Origin of the sequence: uncultured Rhodoblastus sp., from assembly GCF_903903185.1 — a bacterium.
Taxonomy (GTDB): domain Bacteria; phylum Pseudomonadota; class Alphaproteobacteria; order Rhizobiales; family Beijerinckiaceae; genus Rhodoblastus.
Window position 1 is genome coordinate 13635 of sequence record NZ_CAIUXT010000256.1, and the last position, 15689, is coordinate 29323.

The 15689-nt window shown below is 60.5% G+C and carries 16 protein-coding genes; 6 read left to right on the forward strand and 10 right to left on the reverse strand.

Features of this window, described 5'->3' with window-relative positions; genetic code table 11:
* Positions 1-3 precede the first annotated feature (3 nt).
* Genes mobF through QZY01_RS23745 form a run of 3 tightly spaced genes read right to left on the reverse strand, consistent with a single transcriptional unit; the run spans position 4 to position 4430 of the window.
* Positions 4-3141: a MobF family relaxase gene (mobF, locus tag QZY01_RS23735; RefSeq protein ID WP_294542205.1), complete on the reverse strand. Its 3138-nt coding sequence runs from the start codon at positions 3139-3141 to the stop codon at positions 4-6.
* 3 nt (positions 3142-3144) lie between these two features.
* The gene (locus QZY01_RS23740; protein ID WP_294542208.1) at positions 3145-3519 is read right to left on the reverse strand and encodes a hypothetical protein; all 375 of its coding nucleotides are present in this window, start codon (positions 3517-3519) and stop codon (positions 3145-3147) included.
* 59 nt (positions 3520-3578) lie between these two features.
* Entirely contained in the window at positions 3579-4430 is an 852-nt protein-coding gene (locus QZY01_RS23745; protein WP_294542211.1) for a Bro-N domain-containing protein, read from the reverse strand.
* An 846-nt stretch (positions 4431-5276) separates the two neighbouring features.
* Between QZY01_RS23745 and QZY01_RS23750 the strand changes: the two genes are divergently transcribed.
* The 3 genes from QZY01_RS23750 to QZY01_RS23760 are packed head-to-tail and all read left to right on the forward strand — an operon-like array spanning position 5277 to position 7433.
* Positions 5277-5957 (forward strand): hypothetical protein, encoded by a 681-nt coding sequence (locus QZY01_RS23750; protein WP_294542214.1) that lies wholly within the window; start codon positions 5277-5279, stop codon positions 5955-5957.
* An 11-nt stretch (positions 5958-5968) separates the two neighbouring features.
* Positions 5969-6751: a hypothetical protein gene (locus QZY01_RS23755; RefSeq protein ID WP_294542217.1), complete on the forward strand. Its 783-nt coding sequence runs from the start codon at positions 5969-5971 to the stop codon at positions 6749-6751.
* Positions 6752-6764: 13 nt separating this feature from the next.
* Complete coding sequence (locus tag QZY01_RS23760; RefSeq protein ID WP_294542220.1) at positions 6765-7433, forward strand: hypothetical protein; 669 nt, start codon at positions 6765-6767, stop codon at positions 7431-7433.
* Between the two features lie 241 nt (positions 7434-7674).
* Here the strand turns inward: QZY01_RS23760 and QZY01_RS23765 are convergent, their stop codons facing one another.
* Complete coding sequence (locus tag QZY01_RS23765) at positions 7675-7971, reverse strand: hypothetical protein (protein ID WP_294542223.1); 297 nt, start codon at positions 7969-7971, stop codon at positions 7675-7677.
* Between the two features lie 79 nt (positions 7972-8050).
* Entirely contained in the window at positions 8051-8407 is a 357-nt protein-coding gene (locus tag QZY01_RS23770; RefSeq protein WP_294542227.1) for a single-stranded DNA-binding protein, read from the reverse strand.
* 929 nt (positions 8408-9336) lie between these two features.
* Here QZY01_RS23770 and QZY01_RS23775 point away from each other — a divergent pair.
* Positions 9337-9513: a hypothetical protein gene (locus QZY01_RS23775; RefSeq protein WP_294542229.1), complete on the forward strand. Its 177-nt coding sequence runs from the start codon at positions 9337-9339 to the stop codon at positions 9511-9513.
* Between the two features lie 369 nt (positions 9514-9882).
* Positions 9883-10773 (forward strand): Arc family DNA-binding protein, encoded by an 891-nt coding sequence (locus QZY01_RS23780; RefSeq protein WP_294542232.1) that lies wholly within the window; start codon positions 9883-9885, stop codon positions 10771-10773.
* A 151-nt stretch (positions 10774-10924) separates the two neighbouring features.
* On the opposite strand, the gene QZY01_RS23785 is transcribed toward QZY01_RS23780, so the two are convergent.
* From QZY01_RS23785 to QZY01_RS23795, 3 genes are all read right to left on the reverse strand, one after another.
* Entirely contained in the window at positions 10925-11296 is a 372-nt protein-coding gene (locus tag QZY01_RS23785; protein WP_294542234.1) for a hypothetical protein, read from the reverse strand.
* A 67-nt stretch (positions 11297-11363) separates the two neighbouring features.
* Entirely contained in the window at positions 11364-11948 is a 585-nt protein-coding gene (locus tag QZY01_RS23790; protein ID WP_294542236.1) for a hypothetical protein, read from the reverse strand.
* 387 nt (positions 11949-12335) lie between these two features.
* Entirely contained in the window at positions 12336-12575 is a 240-nt protein-coding gene (locus QZY01_RS23795) for a hypothetical protein (protein WP_294542238.1), read from the reverse strand.
* A gap of 436 nt (positions 12576-13011) precedes the next feature.
* Between QZY01_RS23795 and QZY01_RS23800 the strand changes: the two genes are divergently transcribed.
* Entirely contained in the window at positions 13012-13581 is a 570-nt protein-coding gene (locus QZY01_RS23800) for a hypothetical protein (RefSeq protein WP_294542240.1), read from the forward strand.
* Positions 13582-14163: 582 nt separating this feature from the next.
* On the opposite strand, the gene QZY01_RS23805 is transcribed toward QZY01_RS23800, so the two are convergent.
* Both QZY01_RS23805 and QZY01_RS23810 read right to left on the reverse strand, forming a co-directional pair.
* Entirely contained in the window at positions 14164-14763 is a 600-nt protein-coding gene (locus QZY01_RS23805) for a PEP-CTERM sorting domain-containing protein (protein ID WP_294542242.1), read from the reverse strand.
* 56 nt (positions 14764-14819) lie between these two features.
* The coding region (locus QZY01_RS23810) for a hypothetical protein (RefSeq protein ID WP_294542245.1) at positions 14820-15689 on the reverse strand (870 nt) is incomplete at its 5' end.

The window sequence follows — 15689 nt, forward strand, 5'->3', positions numbered from 1 at the left end:
TCTTTACCTTGGCGATGGCAATGAGGGCCGGGCGCCAGGCTCGTTTTCACTTGTCGGAGTTTGTGGCCCGGGGCCGGAAGCCGATCCTCCCGGCCTGACGACTTCACGCTTCGCGCGCAGGTGTTCCGTGAGGAATTCGCTGGCCTCGCGCAGGCTCGCAAACGCGTCCTTGAGAATGTCGGCAAGGGCGGCGCGCTGTTCCGCCCAGGCGAATCGGGCCAACCCGTCCTCGAAGGTGGAGCGAACGCGCGCCGCGAATTCCGGCGTCGTCCGCTTGATGTCGTCGAGGATCTTGTGGCTTTTCAGGCCGTCGACAATCGCCTCATTCCGCTGCTTGCGGCCTTTGCTAAAAAGGTCGAGCGCGAGCGCTTTATAGGGCTTTGCAGAGGCGTCGTTTTCCACCCTTCGCCACAGATCGTCCTCATCGATCGGCGTCCGGTCGCCGAGCGCGCGCGACCGTTGCACGGTGGCAAGAACCGCGCCTTTGGAAATGACGATGTGGGTGCGACCGGTGGCGCGGCTTTCGGCCGTGTAGATTTTGAAGGCGGTCGTTGCGGCGGTTCCACGGGGCAGGGCGTTGATATGCTCGCCTTTTGTGCTCATGCCCTGCGCGGCGTCGATGGTGAAGGCGCGCCCGGGTCCGAGCAACAGGCGTCCGGTTGACTTGTCGGTCAAGGCCTTCCAATCGACATTCAATAGGGCGCCGCGAGTGTTGCGCAGTAAAAAGCCCTGGGCCGTTTTCCCGGCGACCTCGACAATGTCTCCGTTATTGCCAACGCCGACAAGGCGGCCGCCGACTTCGGTCCGGGTTTTTCGATAGAGCCGCAGACGATCTCCGGTGGCGATTGGGAGGTCGAAAAATTCTGGCTTGTTGGCGCGGTAAAGCACGGCTTTGTAGGTGGCTTCGTCGGCGCCAATCTCACCTCTGGCTTTCAGGCGGTCGCGAATGGCCAGGCTGATGTCGGCCGCCTCCGCATTGGTCAGGGTCGTGATCGTGACGCCTAGCGCGGGGTCCTGGGCGGTGAGGGCGTCCGAGCGCGCGATGTAGAGATCGGCTATTTTCCGAATGACCTGATCGTAATCGCCGTCAATGAGCTGGGCTGTGCCGTCGTCGCGTTTCATCGAGAATGCGACGCCGGCCTCTCCGCCACGAAAGTGCGCGGCGATTTCGCGATCGCGTTCGGCTTTCTGGCGCACCGCCGTCAGGACTTCGGGCATGGAGACCTTGGGCAGGACGCGGCGGAGTAACTCGATCGTGTCTCCGGCCTCGATCGATTGGACCTGTTCGCGATCGCCAAGCATTTTGATAGTCATTCCGGTCTCGGCCTGATGCTCGAGCAGGCGGAGCATGGATTTCGGACCGATCTGGCTGACTTCGTCGATGACCAAGACGGTTCGCGTGTCGGCGCGGAATTCGCCGGTGTCGATCGCATTGAGGAGCGGGTGCAGGGCGAAGGTTTCGGCGATTCCGGCGTCTTTCATCGCGTCGGCCTGCCGCCAGGCGGTGGACATGCCGACCACGCGCCTCCCGTCCGCCCGCCAGGCGTCGACCAGGGGACTGAGCAGCGTCGTTTTGCCGGCGCCGGCGACGCCGGTCAAAAGCGAGAGCCGACCGCCGCGTCCCAGAGCATAGATGGCGGCGGATTGCTCGCGACTGAATTTCATTCCGTCCCCGGCGTTTTCGAGAGCGGCGATGGCGGCGCGAACCGCCGCGTCGGAAAGGTCCACCGAATGATCGAGCGCGGCTTGGCGGGCTTTTTCCGAGACGGCTTGTTCGATCTGGACTTGTGAGCTGTGGCTGATCCGCACGTTATGGTCGTGGCGTCCAGAGATAAGGGAAACTTGAACCCCGTTATGAGCGAAGCCGCGTTGTTCGATCATCGCGATGACGGCGTCGACGTCTTTGCGCCCGCCTGGCGCACCTACGGAAATGAGGCCGCGCGCGGCGTGGACGCGCAAGCGTTCGTGATCGAGAACAGCCGCCGCGACGAATTCGGCGGAAAGCGATCCCGTCGCGATTCTATAGGCGGTTTCGTGGCGCTCGGCCTCGGGGATAATCTGCCGCGGCGCGGCGGCAAGGATCGTTTCGTGGGTCCAACCGATGTTGGCGGCTTGAGCGCGCCAAACCTCGTGGGCTTCGTCCTTGGTTTTACCGAGACGCCCAGCCGCGCTGGCTTCGTGAAGGAGCGTTTTCTTGCGGTCGAGGGACAATTCGTCCCAGTTCAGACTGTTTTCCCGAGCAAAGCGTTTGGCGTCGCCGATGACCTGGCGGTCGCGTTTGCTGAAAAGAGCCACCGCTTCTTCGGGAACATCGAGGGCGACGATCGCCTGTTCGGTGTCGTCATAGCCGACGCGAATACCGAGATCACGGAGGTTTTGCGCGAGAAAGGTCTGAAAGACCGCGCCGAGCTCGTGGATCTTGTGCGCGGTAATGACGCGAGAATCGATTGAACCGATGCGGCCGGTTTCGGTGACAACCAGGTTTGGGATGAAATTGTGGAGGTGGAAATGCGGATCGCCGGCGATTGGCGCGTCGACGAGGTAGGTGCCGCCGGCTGCGCCATCCTGAACCGCGAGCGTCGGGCGCGCGGCGTCGTGAGCGAATGTCACCCAGCCGATGTCGCCGGAATCGACGCCTTTGAGGCCTCCTTTTCCCTTTCGCGCGGCGCCGAGATCGTGAGCGGCATAGCGCAGTGTCTCATCGTTTGCCCGGTGGATAGCATCACGAATCAAGACTTTTTCGGCTGGCGTTTGCGCAAATTCCGCTGCGAGGGATATGGATTTATGTGGAGCGAACACAAAATCGAACCCGGAATTTGTGCGCTTTTGGTTCGTCCATGCCTCGCCGTTGTCGGCGCGGCGGGCTTCGAACAGAGGGTCAAGCTCGGCATATTGTGGCCTGTTTTTCGGACTTTTGATCCCAAGAGCGGCTGCGACCTTGGCGGGCATGTCGGCGCGCCAGGTCGCCGGCTCGCCTCGACCGGTGTAATAATTCGAGAGGGTTTCGCCGGTGTCGAGGTTGCGCCCGGCAGGGTCGATTCCAGAGACGGTGAGCGTTTCGGGCTCGGGCTTGTCCTGCGTGAGATAAGCGCGGATTTTTGATCCTTCGGAATTGGCGGCGACTTTCGCGAAGTTGAGCATGGCTCAGAAGACCGCTGACGTTTTGGGAGGTGTTGGAGCGCCACCGAGGCGTGTTTCGATTCGGCCGGATGTGGCGAGGTTTACCTTGAGCAGTCTTGCGAGTTCTCTCTGGTGTGCGATGACGCGCGAGAGCAGGTCGCGCAAGCTCTCCCCTTCGTCTTCCGACTGTTGCGGCGTGAGAATCTGGATCAGATGAGCGAGCAGTCCTTGTAGAGCGCCGACTTCCTCGCGCAGGAGGCCGGTCGCTTCGAGCTGCGCGTTTTGGCCATGATCCATTTCGCGAACGAGGTCGATGAGGATGTGCAGGTCTTGTCGCGGGTCCGCAGCCCGGTGAGGAGTAGGGGGGGTGGTTGAATCGGCGTTCGATGCGTCTGGCATTGAATTCGTTCCTGTCTTGCAACTCTGGAGATCACTGGATTTGGGCAGGCGGCGCGAATTCAAAGCGGTCGGCGCCAATCTTTGGCCGGCGCTTTGAAAGTCTGGCCGTCGACGGCGACGCGATCGACAGCGACGGCATCGAAAAATCCGCGCTCTTCTTCGTCGCCATGAGCGAGCGCGGCCTGGAGGGCTTCGACAGTGGCCCGTTCGCGGTTGAATTCGATTATCAGTTCCTGGGCCTTGATCGCGAGATAGCGCGCCGTTTCGAACATTTGGTCGCTGATGATGTGCCGGTCCTGGAGCCTCTGGCGGCATTTGGGGCACTGGATCGAGATTTCCTGGTCGTTAAGCGAGGATTTCGTGAAAGTGAGCGCGTTCTGCTCGGCGGCAGGGGCGATCGTCTCGATTCTGCCGATGTTTTCCAGAAGGTCCTGGGTTTTTTGGCGAATTTCGTCAGATACCAATAAGACATTGAGGGTCCGCGTGATCGCCTCGTCGTTCCGGTTGGGGCCGACAAATTGATATTTTTTTAGCAGGGCGTCTGATTCGGGGTCGTATTTTCCAGTCTTGCGGATTTGCGGGAGGATTTCGCTTGTGACTTTTTTCGAGAAGCGTCTGGCGGCAGGTTTGCTGCTGCGGAAAATGAGGCGATAAAGTCCCGGCTCGTTCACGGCAGCCGCATTTTGCAGACCGCCATGGGTCTCAATAAAAATTAGGCCCTTTTCATCCTCATCGAGACGGGCAATCGCCTGACTTGAATTTTTTAGGCCAAGAATGTCGCAGACGTCTTTGGCGACGAACCAGGGCTCCTCATCATCGATCACGGTTCGGAGCGCTTGATTTTCGAATGAGAATTCGATCGGGAGCTTTTGATTGTTATTGGTGTCGGTGGGCTCTACGGAGTCGGACATCGCTGAAAATCCTTTAGTTTTTTCTGCTTAGCGTCGTTAGCCAGACCCTTGATGGAGCGCCGGCGCCGATGGCTATGGCCTGGGGACCATCCCCGGCCTATGGCGAGTGTCGGGGCAAGTGGCGCGAACTCGAACATCCTCGGGCAAAAATTTTATGCCGACGCCGCAACCGGTTCAGGCGGTGCCGCGCGCGGCAAATCTGGTTCGCCGCCAGGGGCAAAAATCGGGGCCGCGCGGACGCGCTTTCGCGTCCTCCGACCGCCCTGACAGGATCGTTTTTTAAAAATCGCCTAAGAAGCCCGCCGGCGGCAATCGTGCTACGTCCGCACCCCACCATAGCCGACGCTTCCAGAAAAGCCGCCAGCGGCGTTCTCTGTTGATTTTGCGTGGTTCGTTTTCTTGATCAGGCTAATTCCGGCTTGGCGAGCGCCGCAGGCGCCAGGTCCGCGCCCCGCGGGCGGACCGCACTAAGGGTGCATTGGTCCGTATGGGGTCGTTTCTTCTTCTGTGGCCGTAGCTCGCCTGTAGCTCGCCTTTAGCGCGTCGGTAGCTTCCCCGTAACGCGCCGGTCGCTCGAAGCTGCGACGTAGGCATATCGGCGGTTGAGGGAACGCGCGGTGCGCGCCCCGCGCGAACATTAGAATGGTTGAGGTGGAGGGCAGATTGAGGTGCGCAAATCGTCGGAAAAAAATTCGATAGAGCCGAATTTAGCCGAACAAGTTCGCGCCGGTGCGTGGTGTCATTCCATCAGTGACCGACGGGGGCGCCAATGCGGGAAGAATTGCGATGACGGAGAAAGTGGGGCGGCCAGAGCTGCCGCGAATCTCGCGGAGTGAGGTAGACGCTATGTTGAAGCGCGTCACGCGTCCAGAAACGCGCTCGCCTTTGTTTTGGTGGCTGATGGAGCACCATGACGAACTTTGCCAGGCGCGGGTTGAAGGCGGTCTGGGCGTTCAATGGCGAACAATGTGCTCCGATTTCGCGGCGAAGGGGATCACGGCGCACGGCGGAAAAGTGGTGACGCCAGGAACAGCGCGGATTACCTGGCAGCGGGTTCGCAAGGAGAAAAAGCGCGTCGAGGAACGCCGCGCGGGGGAACTCGCCGAGCGAGAGGCGCGGCGCGCGGCCGATCCGCGACGCAACATGCCGTCGCGGTTCCCGAAGGGCGAGTACGGGCCGCCACTGTCCAACGTGCAGCCGCCGGCACAGTCGCGTGCGCTGGTCCCGGCTCCGCGTCAGGCGCTTGTCGTGGGATCGGCGATATCGTCGCCAGCCCCTGAACATGATTATTGGCACGACTTGGTCTTGCCTGAATGTCTTAAAGACATGCGCATCAAGGATTTCGACAACAAAACCGTCCTCGACTTGAGGCAATTTTTTCGCAACGACGGTGTTCCCGAACCTTGGGATGATCCGAACCTGGATCCAGAATTACGTGTTGGTAAAATGAAGGCTGTCATTTGGAGCCGTGCCAAAGATTGGTCAAAGCACATTCCTTATGACAGGAAAAATAGAAGCAAATGGTGAAGGAGAGCAGAATGACTACGCCGGTTGTAATGATGGTTCTTGGACGTCAACGCGTTGGGAAGACGTCCTTTCTGAATACCGTCGCGCAATATCTGAAAGCGCGCGGCGCGGAATTTGAGATTTGGGATGGAGACCAGCAAAATACGTCTTATAATCTGTCCCTCTTTCATCGAAACGCGTTGAGGCCTCCTGAGGGCGATCCCGAGGAAGTGAAAGTCTGGCTGGAGCAGCGGTTTTCGAGTGTGATCGAGAACCGGACGAGTGCGATTTTGGACATCGGCGGCGGAGACACGCCGCTGGGCCGGCTCGTGCAGGATGTTCCTGTTGTCGAAACGCTTGAAGGAGCTGGCGTTCGCGTGGTGCTGGTTCACGTCGTCGGGCCGGAAACGCCGGATCTCGACTATCTCGGGCGGTTCTCGGAAAACAATCTTTTTGTGTCGAAACAGACGTTGGTCGTCCTTAACGCCGGCCTGGTTCTCTCGGGCAGGTCCGTGAAGGGAGCTTTCGCACAGACGATGACGCATCCGACAATCTCGCGAGTTCTGAGCGCTGGCGGGCACATTGTCGACATGCCGCGTCTGGCGTGCATGTCGGAGGTGGCGGATCGGGGGTTGAGCTTCGAAGACGCGATGTCCGGAGCAGGGGGCAGCGTCAAGGGCCTTCCGCCGTTGAACCTTTTCGATCGAGCGCGTGTCCGAAAATGGTGGCAGCAGGAATTGCCTAATATGTTTGATGAAATTCCTGCCGACTGGCTCCCGGCGACGCGCGACAGCCAGACCGACGCGGCCGAATGATGGGAGAATGTTCATGGAAATGGACCGGGAAGTGGGCGGCGTCGCCGCCCACGATCTTGATTGGCATATCAAGGAAGCTCAAGACGCAGCGCGCGACTGGGGCGTTCAGGCGGACGCCATGGAGGGCCGGTTCGTGTCGGCCCTGCTGGCGGCGATTGCCGCGAGCGGACAGATGAACAAAGCGACGATCGAGCAAGTGCACCGCGTCGTCGCGGACGCCAAAGCTGCCGGCGATTTCGAAGTGGGCCGGTTGAAGATCATTTTCGCCGGCGGTGAAAAAGCCATTGCGATTGGCCGGCAGGCGGCCGAGACCGCGATCGCGGCGGGTCAGCGCGCCGAACACGAATTCGATCGCTCGGTCGCGCAGATCGCGAAGGAATTGTCATCGAGACTTGTTGAATCGAGCCAGCAATGGCTGGTGCTGAAGCAGACGAGCCGCAATCGGCGGGACGCGTGGGTGCTTGCTTTGTGTGTTGCGATCGTGGCTGTGGGCATTTTTGTAGGCGGATATGTCGCGCGCGCTTACCAGGACGATAGCGCGTTGGCAGGTTTTTATGAGATGCAAGCGCGGATCGCGGATTGTCAACGCGACCCGGTGCAAGTGAAGGACGCGCATGTCGTCGGCGGGGTCAGGCCAGCGTGCTGGCTGGACCAGGTGTTGGCGAAACGCGGTGGAGGCTAAGGGTCAAGAATTGGGTCGATACTGCAACTCGATTGCGCCGCGTAGTTGCAGCGTCGCCGGATTTCGGCAACGTAGGTGTTGCACTGGCAGGGCCGGGGCGCCCATCAGCAACGGAGTGCGATGCGCTCGCCTTCTCGATGCTGGATCGAGCAAAAAACTGGCGCGACAGATAGAGGGAACGCAAATCGTGGCCAGCATTTTGGGTGGCCACGATAAAAGGTTAAGGAGGTGGCGAATTCGGTTACGATTTCATATGGCAGATGAGGCGGAAAGTCTCGGTTTTGGTCTCGACCCGGACGTAATCGCCGAATGAATTGTGCCATGAGACGATGACGCCTGGCTCGTTGATCTCTTTGACGACACGGTGGGCCTGCTCGCGAGCCTCTTTCTCGGCGAGCCCCCAGCCCAGTTCGCCGAATTCGAGGGCGCGAGGGATGCAGCGCACGAAACGCTTGCCTTCATATTCGCCCTCGTCGAGCAATGCGCAGTTGCGAAGAACGAGGTAAGTTTCCCGAGAATAGTTTTTCGGCTGGATCATGGCGCTCTCCATGGGTCGTTGTGGTTCGGCGACGGCGTTTTTGAGAGAAAAGGGGAGGCTTTCGCCTCCCCCTCGAGCGTCAGGGGTTCAAATCGTCGGCGCCGTTGCTGTCGGCGTGGTTGGGACCCTTGGCGAGTCGGCCGATCTGCTCGCAGACCAGGGAGACGCCGTATTGGATTTCGCCGTTCTTTTCCCAGCTGGTCTGCTCGATGACGCCGGTCGCGCGGACCAGGTCGCCTGTCTTGAGGTTGCGCTGGATGTAGGACTGACGCGCCTCATTGAAGATCGTGATTTCGTTCCAGCGGGTTTTTTCTGCCCAATCGCCACGATCGTCCTTGTAGGGATAGCTGGCGGCGAGGGTGACGCGCAGGGTCGTGCCGACCTTCTTGATCTTTCCGATGCGGCCGATGATCTGGAATTCCGCGCACTGGCTCATGGTTCTCTCCTGTTTTCGCGAGGGCGGCCGGCTCATCCGGTTCATCCCCTCGGTGACGCCGAAAAAGTCCGGCCGTAAGACGGCGCTGAACCCGCGCTTGCGCGGGCCGGAACATCGTGGAGGACCTTGGAGGGAGGCGATTTTGCTTCGCGAGGAATTCGCCCACGGGGCGAAGGGGAAAATCGTTGACCGGAGAGGTTTTTGCGCCGGCTGGCTGGACTAGGCGTCAACAAAACCGAGGGGATTGCCCGGTGAGGCGGCGTCATGTCCAAATTGACAGGAGGGCCTTTGAGCTTTGCGGAAAAGGCCAGAGTGGCGTCGGTACAGGTGACGATCGATCGGGCGCGTCCCTATGCTCAAGCCTGCCCCGCCGCCAAATGCCTCAGCAAGGAAATTTCGTGCGGGCGATGTGGCAAAACCCGGCGTGTGGAAACAAATCATGTTGAGGCCGCGGGCCGTGATCGAAGTCTGTCGCAACCTCGAGCGCGTTCGTTCTGGCGTGGCCGGCTTTCGGTGACGAAGTGAAGACGGGAGACAAAGGCCAAGCGCTGGGTGGTGACTGGCGTTGTTGCGAGGTTGGCCTCGCCAGAGGCGCGAACTGGATCGCCACGCTGGCGACGACGATGAAGAATTTTACGATGACGGCTAGGTGTTCGCGCCGCTTTACCCGAAAACAATAAGAGGAACAGAGAGGGCAGGCGGCGATGGGCCAGCGGATACCGGAACAGAAACACGATCCTTTTCAGGACTTCAGCGACCGGCGCGTTGTTGCAAGCGTGGTCTGGCGGAGGGACGTGATCGTTGGCATCGTGGTGACGCGCCGGCGGGACGGATGGAGCGCGCTTCTTCAAGTCCCGGAAAGAGCGCAGCGGCCGCTGGCGGTAGGCGTGAACCGATGCGGGGTCATGAACTTGTGGGGATCGTTGCGGATGGCGGTGCAGTGGGCGCTGCGCGATCTAAAGTTCGAGGCGCGAGGTTTTTCGCTCGATCCGCGTCTCAATGGCGAAGAGCCGGCGCAGTGCGGAAGCCTTCGGGCCTTTGGCGACGATTTTATCGGCGTTGATATTGGCGAGTTTGAGACGCCGGACGTCAAGCGGCTGAATTGATAGATGGGAACTGGCGATGTCCGTCCGGCTGCGCTTGGGTGATCTGCGGCGAGGGGTGGCGGCTGTTTGATCTGCGGATGGGTGGTCGAGGCGGCGTAAGGGATAACGAACCGGAGGGCACAGACGCGTAGCGGCTCCGTTTACGAGAGCCCGACCCGCGTTTGCGCGGGGAACGCCCGGATACGGAGCGTCGGATGTTATGCGGTTTTGCGTGCAGGCGAGGTTGAAAAGCTTGCGCGAGAACATGCGTAATGGTCGGACATGCGCATGGATCGGAAAAAGTCAGACGGAGCGAGATTTTGTCCGGAAACTTCGCGCGGGTGAATGGTGAGATCGCGCTGGTGGAATTAATCGCCAGGGAGAGGTCTTTTGAGAAAGCCGGTCGGTCATAGCGATCAATTTATTTTGCGGATGCCGCACGGGATGCGCAACAAAATCGCCGATGTTGCGAAGGCGAAAGAACGTTCGATGAATAGAGAGATCGTCGCATTTCTCGAACGAGTCTTTTATCCGCGCCCGCCTGTGTTGGAAAGGCTTGATCTGCTGATTAAGCAATTCGACGGAAGAGGATGGACTTTAGCCCGGATGGCCGAAGGGATCGGTGAGAAATCCGAAGCTGTCGAAAACGTCTGCGCTGGCAAAGGGAGTTTTACGTTTTCGCAACTCAACAAGATCGCCGACCTTTTTGGAGCGCGCGCGGACTGGCTGAAGCACAGCGACGGCGAAATGTTCCCGGTTGCCAAGCGTTTCGGGTTTTCGGCCAATGACGGGTTTGAGTATATAAAACTGGGCGTTGAGAAGATACATCTCATTCGCTCAACGGCCCGCCAAGGAGAACTGCTTGTTGTCATCGAACATCGAGACGGCAAGTTCGAAACATTTTCGACCGATCTGCATAGAATCCGGGTGAATTGGGCTGGCGGAAGAGTGGAAGATGCAGACTTTGCGAACGCCTGCTGCCAGTTGCAACAAGAACATAGAGATAGGTTGTTCGGGCATTTGCTGGACGATTCTAAGATGCCGTGTCTGCTGCGCGGAACGATGCACCTTCACTCGTTCGTTACCTCGAGGCTTAAATCGTCATGGGTTTATGACTGGTGGGATTTGGACCGGTTTGGGCGTCAGCGGCCGGATCATTACTGGGAAGGCTATGGGGCGTTTTGCATGCAGACCAAAGGCGATGTCGAAGCGAATGAGCGCCAGAAAGCCGAGCGGGCTGCGATATTGGCGGGACAATGGGAGCCGGGCCGCTTCCGTTGAGGTCAAGCAAAAAGCCCGGTCTTCTCGAATTTTACATGCCAGGACGGCGATGATTCGTCGCCGTCGAGAGCACGTTTGAGCCGATGGGCGGAAACATATGGTCAATGCTCCGATTGGGATTCGGGAAGCCGAATCCCCGCCGGCGTTGCGGTCAACCCCAGGCGACATGCGTTGCGCCGGCCTCAAGCCCGGTGTTGACGAGATCGGAGAGATCCTTGAGGCGCCGCTCGATGTAGCCCTCTGCGCGACCGCAATCGATCAGGGTCATTCGCCCGGGTTCGTGATGCTCGGCGGAGGGACTGGCGGGCGAGCTGTGTCCGAGGCGTTTGCGGCGCGCGACGGTCAGAAGGGAGCGGAAGCACGCGATCGGCCAGGGCGACGAGGAGCAGGGTTCCTCGATCCCGAGGGCTTCCAGAACGGCAAACGCATTGTCGTTCGACAGGGAAAGCTGGGCGTCGTCAGGCAAGGGCGTGAGGCGAAAGTTGGCGCTGTCCTGATTGTAAAGGAGAAAGGAGATGGACATCGGACTTTGTCCTTTGGCGAGAGATTAAGCGAAAGGCGGGGATCCGAAGATCCCCGCCGATGGTGGCTCAGGCGTCGAAGGCCGAAATCTGGGTCTTCAGGGAGCGCTGTTCGAGCGCTTTGTCTTCGGCGGGCGCTTCGTAGGCGATCCAGTCTTCGCCGGTGATTTCCTTGTAGGCTTCGACAGCGCCGTGGGCGGCGGCGAGGATGGCGTGCGACTGCATCGCCATGTCGGCTGCGAATTCCGCCAGCCGCCGCGCCTTGCTTTCGAACCCGACCGGGGCGTCGGGCTCTTCTCCGCCCTCGGCGGTGCGGGCTGCGGCGGTGCGCGCTTCCGTCACCTTTTGGGAGTAGAAGCGGCCGGCGCCGACTGCCGAGGAGACCACAGCCCCGACGATGCGCTGGAAGTGCATCATGGTCGCCTTTTCGTTCAGCGAGCCATCGAAGCTTTTAGCCATATTGTGAAGCGCTTCGGAATGCGCGTCCTTGACGCTATCGTAATCGGGGAGCGAGAGACCGAAGTTTTCGGCGATGTGCTCGGCCTGGCCCTGCGTCGGGGCGAGGAGGCGGGCGGTTTCGAAGGAGATCTTCGGCTTGGAGCCGGTCTTTTTCGCGGCGGCGGACTTGGATGAAGCGTTGCGATTGGTAGCCATTGTCGTGGACCTTCCAGAGCGCCGGGGGCCGTTGACCCTGTGTCAGCGAGTTCCCCTCGGTGACGCCGAAAGAGCCCGGCCTGGAGACGGCGCTGAACCCGCGCTTGCGCGGGCCGGAACACCGTGGAGGACCTCGGAGGGCGGCGATTTTGTTTCGCGAGGAATTCGCCCGCAGGGCGAAGGGGAAAATCGTTGACCGCAGAGGTTTTTGCGCCGGCTGGCTGGGCTAGGCGTCAACAGAACCGAGGGGACTCGCCTTGACATAGGCGTCCGGTCTGCCGCTCAGAGAGTAAGGTCCACGGAAATGGCTGCTGTATGCAGCCGAACGATCTTGAGACCGCCGCGACAAAGCCCTCATGCGCACGATGATCTCCGGAACCATCCGCCTTATCCGCCTTGGGCCATTTGAACCACGCGCATCGCGAAAAGCCGGAGGTTTCCAGATCGCTTGATTTCGTCAAGCGGCGCTTTGTCGTTCCGATTCCGGAATCCTTGGCCAGGAGCTCGTAAGACTTTTCTGACGGAAGGCGATGGATCGAGACGTTCCTCCAGCGCATCGTTGGCTTGGTTCACTTTAAGTATGTCGGCGCTGGCTGCTTTGGCCTTGCAATTGGCGATGCCGCGCATTCCGCTCCCGAGCCCAGGGCGGCGAACGGGCCAGCTCCGATCGGCACAGGAGAAGCCGGGCGGTGGCCGGAATTTGTCATGCGACAGCGAAGGCGCGCCTATCCTGCTGCCGTTCGCGGCCGCGTCGTGACGAGCGAAAGACTATCACAGGTGAGATATGGATGCGCGACATGCGCATGATGGACTTGCCCTGGTTCGAACGGCCCTCCCTCGAGATTCGGTGAGAAGTGGACGCTGTTGCCGTTTAATCCGGGGATCTTCGAGTTTCCGGCGCTACAACATTCTCGACCTTTCGCGGACTATCGGGCTTTGCTTGCGGAAGTGCTGAGCGCAATTGTGACAGGCGTCGCCGTATGTTGTGTAAAAGCGAGATGTTGCCGCTTGCGTGCGGATTCTGACGATGTTATTTGTTCATTGTTTGTTCGGGAGGTTATCGATGTTGGATGATTTCAATTCCGGCGGCTGTCAGGTGATCCGTTTTCCGGTGGAGCTGGTGGCGAGACCGACGACCGATCTGTTGTGGAGCCTTGCTCCGGACATTCGGCACGTGTCCTTGGTTGCGGAGGCGTTCGGGCTGGATGAGCCGCCGTTCGAGATCCGGGACGACGCCGATCGCGCGATGGCGGAGCGGATCGCGATGACGAGCTGCTGGCCGGAGGACGCGAACGCGAAGCGTGCGGCGCTGGAGAAGATGTTGAAGCCGCTGGTTGAGCGGGCGATCTGGCTTTGCCGCCGATCGCTCGAGGCGGCCAAGCGCTCCGATGAAGCGGCCGACAAGTTTGTGACCGCGGAGCTTGCGGGCGGCTACTGGCTTCAGCCGCTCGAGGAGATGTCCGATGCGCGGGCGGTCGCCTGGGCGAACAGTCTGATCGACGCGTACGCGGCGTCGGCGGAGGCGCTGGGTGCGTCACGCGCGGTGAGCATGGCGATCCGGGGCGAGACGTGGCGACCGTTCGTTGTAAGCGAAGAACTTGAGATCCTGTTGCTGGGGGCGGCGGGCCGATAAGCGCCGCCGCTCCTCGCGCGCGCGATCGCGGCGGCGTTAGGGATCGAAGCCCGATAGGGCGGAGACGCGCAGCGGCTCCGTTTACGAGAGCCCGGCCCGCGCTTGCGCGGGAACGCCCATGATTTGCGATCTTTGAAAATAGTCGCATTGGAAACTGGCGGGATCGATCGACCCAGAGTCGCCTTCCCGCCGATTGCCCGGGCTTGGGACGAATTTCCGCCATCGGCTCAAACGCGTCATTCAAGCTCTGCTCGCAATGGCCGGTGCAACGTCGTCAGCGGACTTTCCCGGCTCCGGTCGAACGCGTATTCGTGACCCTTTGCAGACATCGGCCTGCCGTTGAGCAACGCTCTCTGGACGCCACGAAGCGGTCGTTGGGCAACGTCGCGAAACTGGATAAAACTCCGCGCAACGGATTGTCGTCACTCGGACTAAAGGCCAAAACCGTCAACTCGATCGTATTGGCCACAACAACATTCGCCACAGTGGCGAAGACCGGGTCGTTGCCGAACTTCGACCCGAAGGCCGAAGTCTCGTCCTCTCAAGCCGACGGCGCGGCAGGTCTTCCGCAACCGGAGCCGGTCAGGCGACCGCCGATGCGCTCTGTCTTTTCTGGCGGCGGTCGAGAAAGCCGAGGCCAGCAAGACCGAGCAGCATCAGCATCCAGGTCGAGGGTTCGGGGACGCCGCCCGAGACGGGGGGCGGAGACACCTCGGTCACCAGGAGCCCGCTCGGGGAAGGACCGCCGCCATAGATGTCGTTGCTGAAGAGAAAATTGACGCTATAGGACTGGCCCGCCGCCGTGACGAAAGTCTGTGCGTAGGTGTCATAGGCGCCCGCGGCGGACGACGCGAAAACAAGAGCGGAAACCGACGTCCCGTCGTCGAAAGTGTAAGTGTCCGTGAACAGGGGAGCGGCTGGCGTCAAGGTCCAGGCGGCGCCGAGCAAATTGGCCCCGGCGTCGTTCAGAAAGACGCCGATGTTGGTGGTTTGCTCGGCGTCCAGAAGTTGATAGCCGCCGATGGAAATTGTGGTGAGCGGACCGGCGGCGGTGAAAGCAAGGGAATAGGCGGTGTCGGTCTGATCTGGCGGATCGATCAGGTTGAGCAAGGTCGAAGCCCGCGACTGCGGCGGCGCCAGAAGCGCGCAGGCCAGAGCCGCCGCCGCAAGTGATGTGGTCATTTTCATATTCATTACCCCCAAGTCCAGATTTGAAGCCATTGTCGTCCGGATTTTCCTCAAGCGTGGAACGAAAATTCGCTTTTATAGGGTGCCCCGGGCTTTTCGAAAGCGGCGACCGACACGCCCGCCAGCGTCAGCGTCGCGCCCGACTGCGACACGAAGCTGACGCTGCCGCCGGCCCCGGTATGCGCGTCCGCGAGCAAGGTCGCCCAGTCCGCGAAGTCGGATTTCGCCAGGGAGATCGTATCGTTTGACGCGACGCCGCCATGCGTTGCGAATTCCGAGATCGTCGCCGTCTTGAAGCCGGCGCCGAAAACGAAACTCTCGTTCAGGCCGCCGCCCTTGATCGTGCTCGTCGTCCCGCCGCCGATGTTGAAGACAAGGCCATTGCCATAACCGACGTAGGAGCTGGAGCCGCTGGCGTTGGCGACATCCAGAATATACGGGCTGGCGATCTTGGCGAGCACCGCCGCGTCCGCCGCGAGTTGGGCCGAAGTGATGTTCAATGTGGGCGGCGATGCGTCGGAGAATTTGATCGAGGCGATATCCGCCACGTCGCCCTGCAGCGCATCGAGGCTGCCCGACACTTTCGCCGCCGTGTCCGCAATGCCGAAACCGCCGACGATCTTGTCGAGCGTAGGTTTGTCGGCGGCGAAGATCGCCGTAGAGAAGCTCGCGGGACCGCCGCTTGCGGTGATCGAGCCAATGTGTGTATTGGCCGCCAGCGTGGCGATGCCATTCTGGACGTTCGCCGCCGTGTCGGAGATCGCCAGTTGGTAGGCCGATCCATTGGCGTTGCGCAGCTCGTCGATGGTCGCCGCGTCGCTCGTCAATTGAGCGACATTGGCGCCCACCGCCGCATTGTCTGAAATCGTGACCGCGACGATCGAAGGATCGCTCAGGAAGTCGAGGTAAGACTTGATATC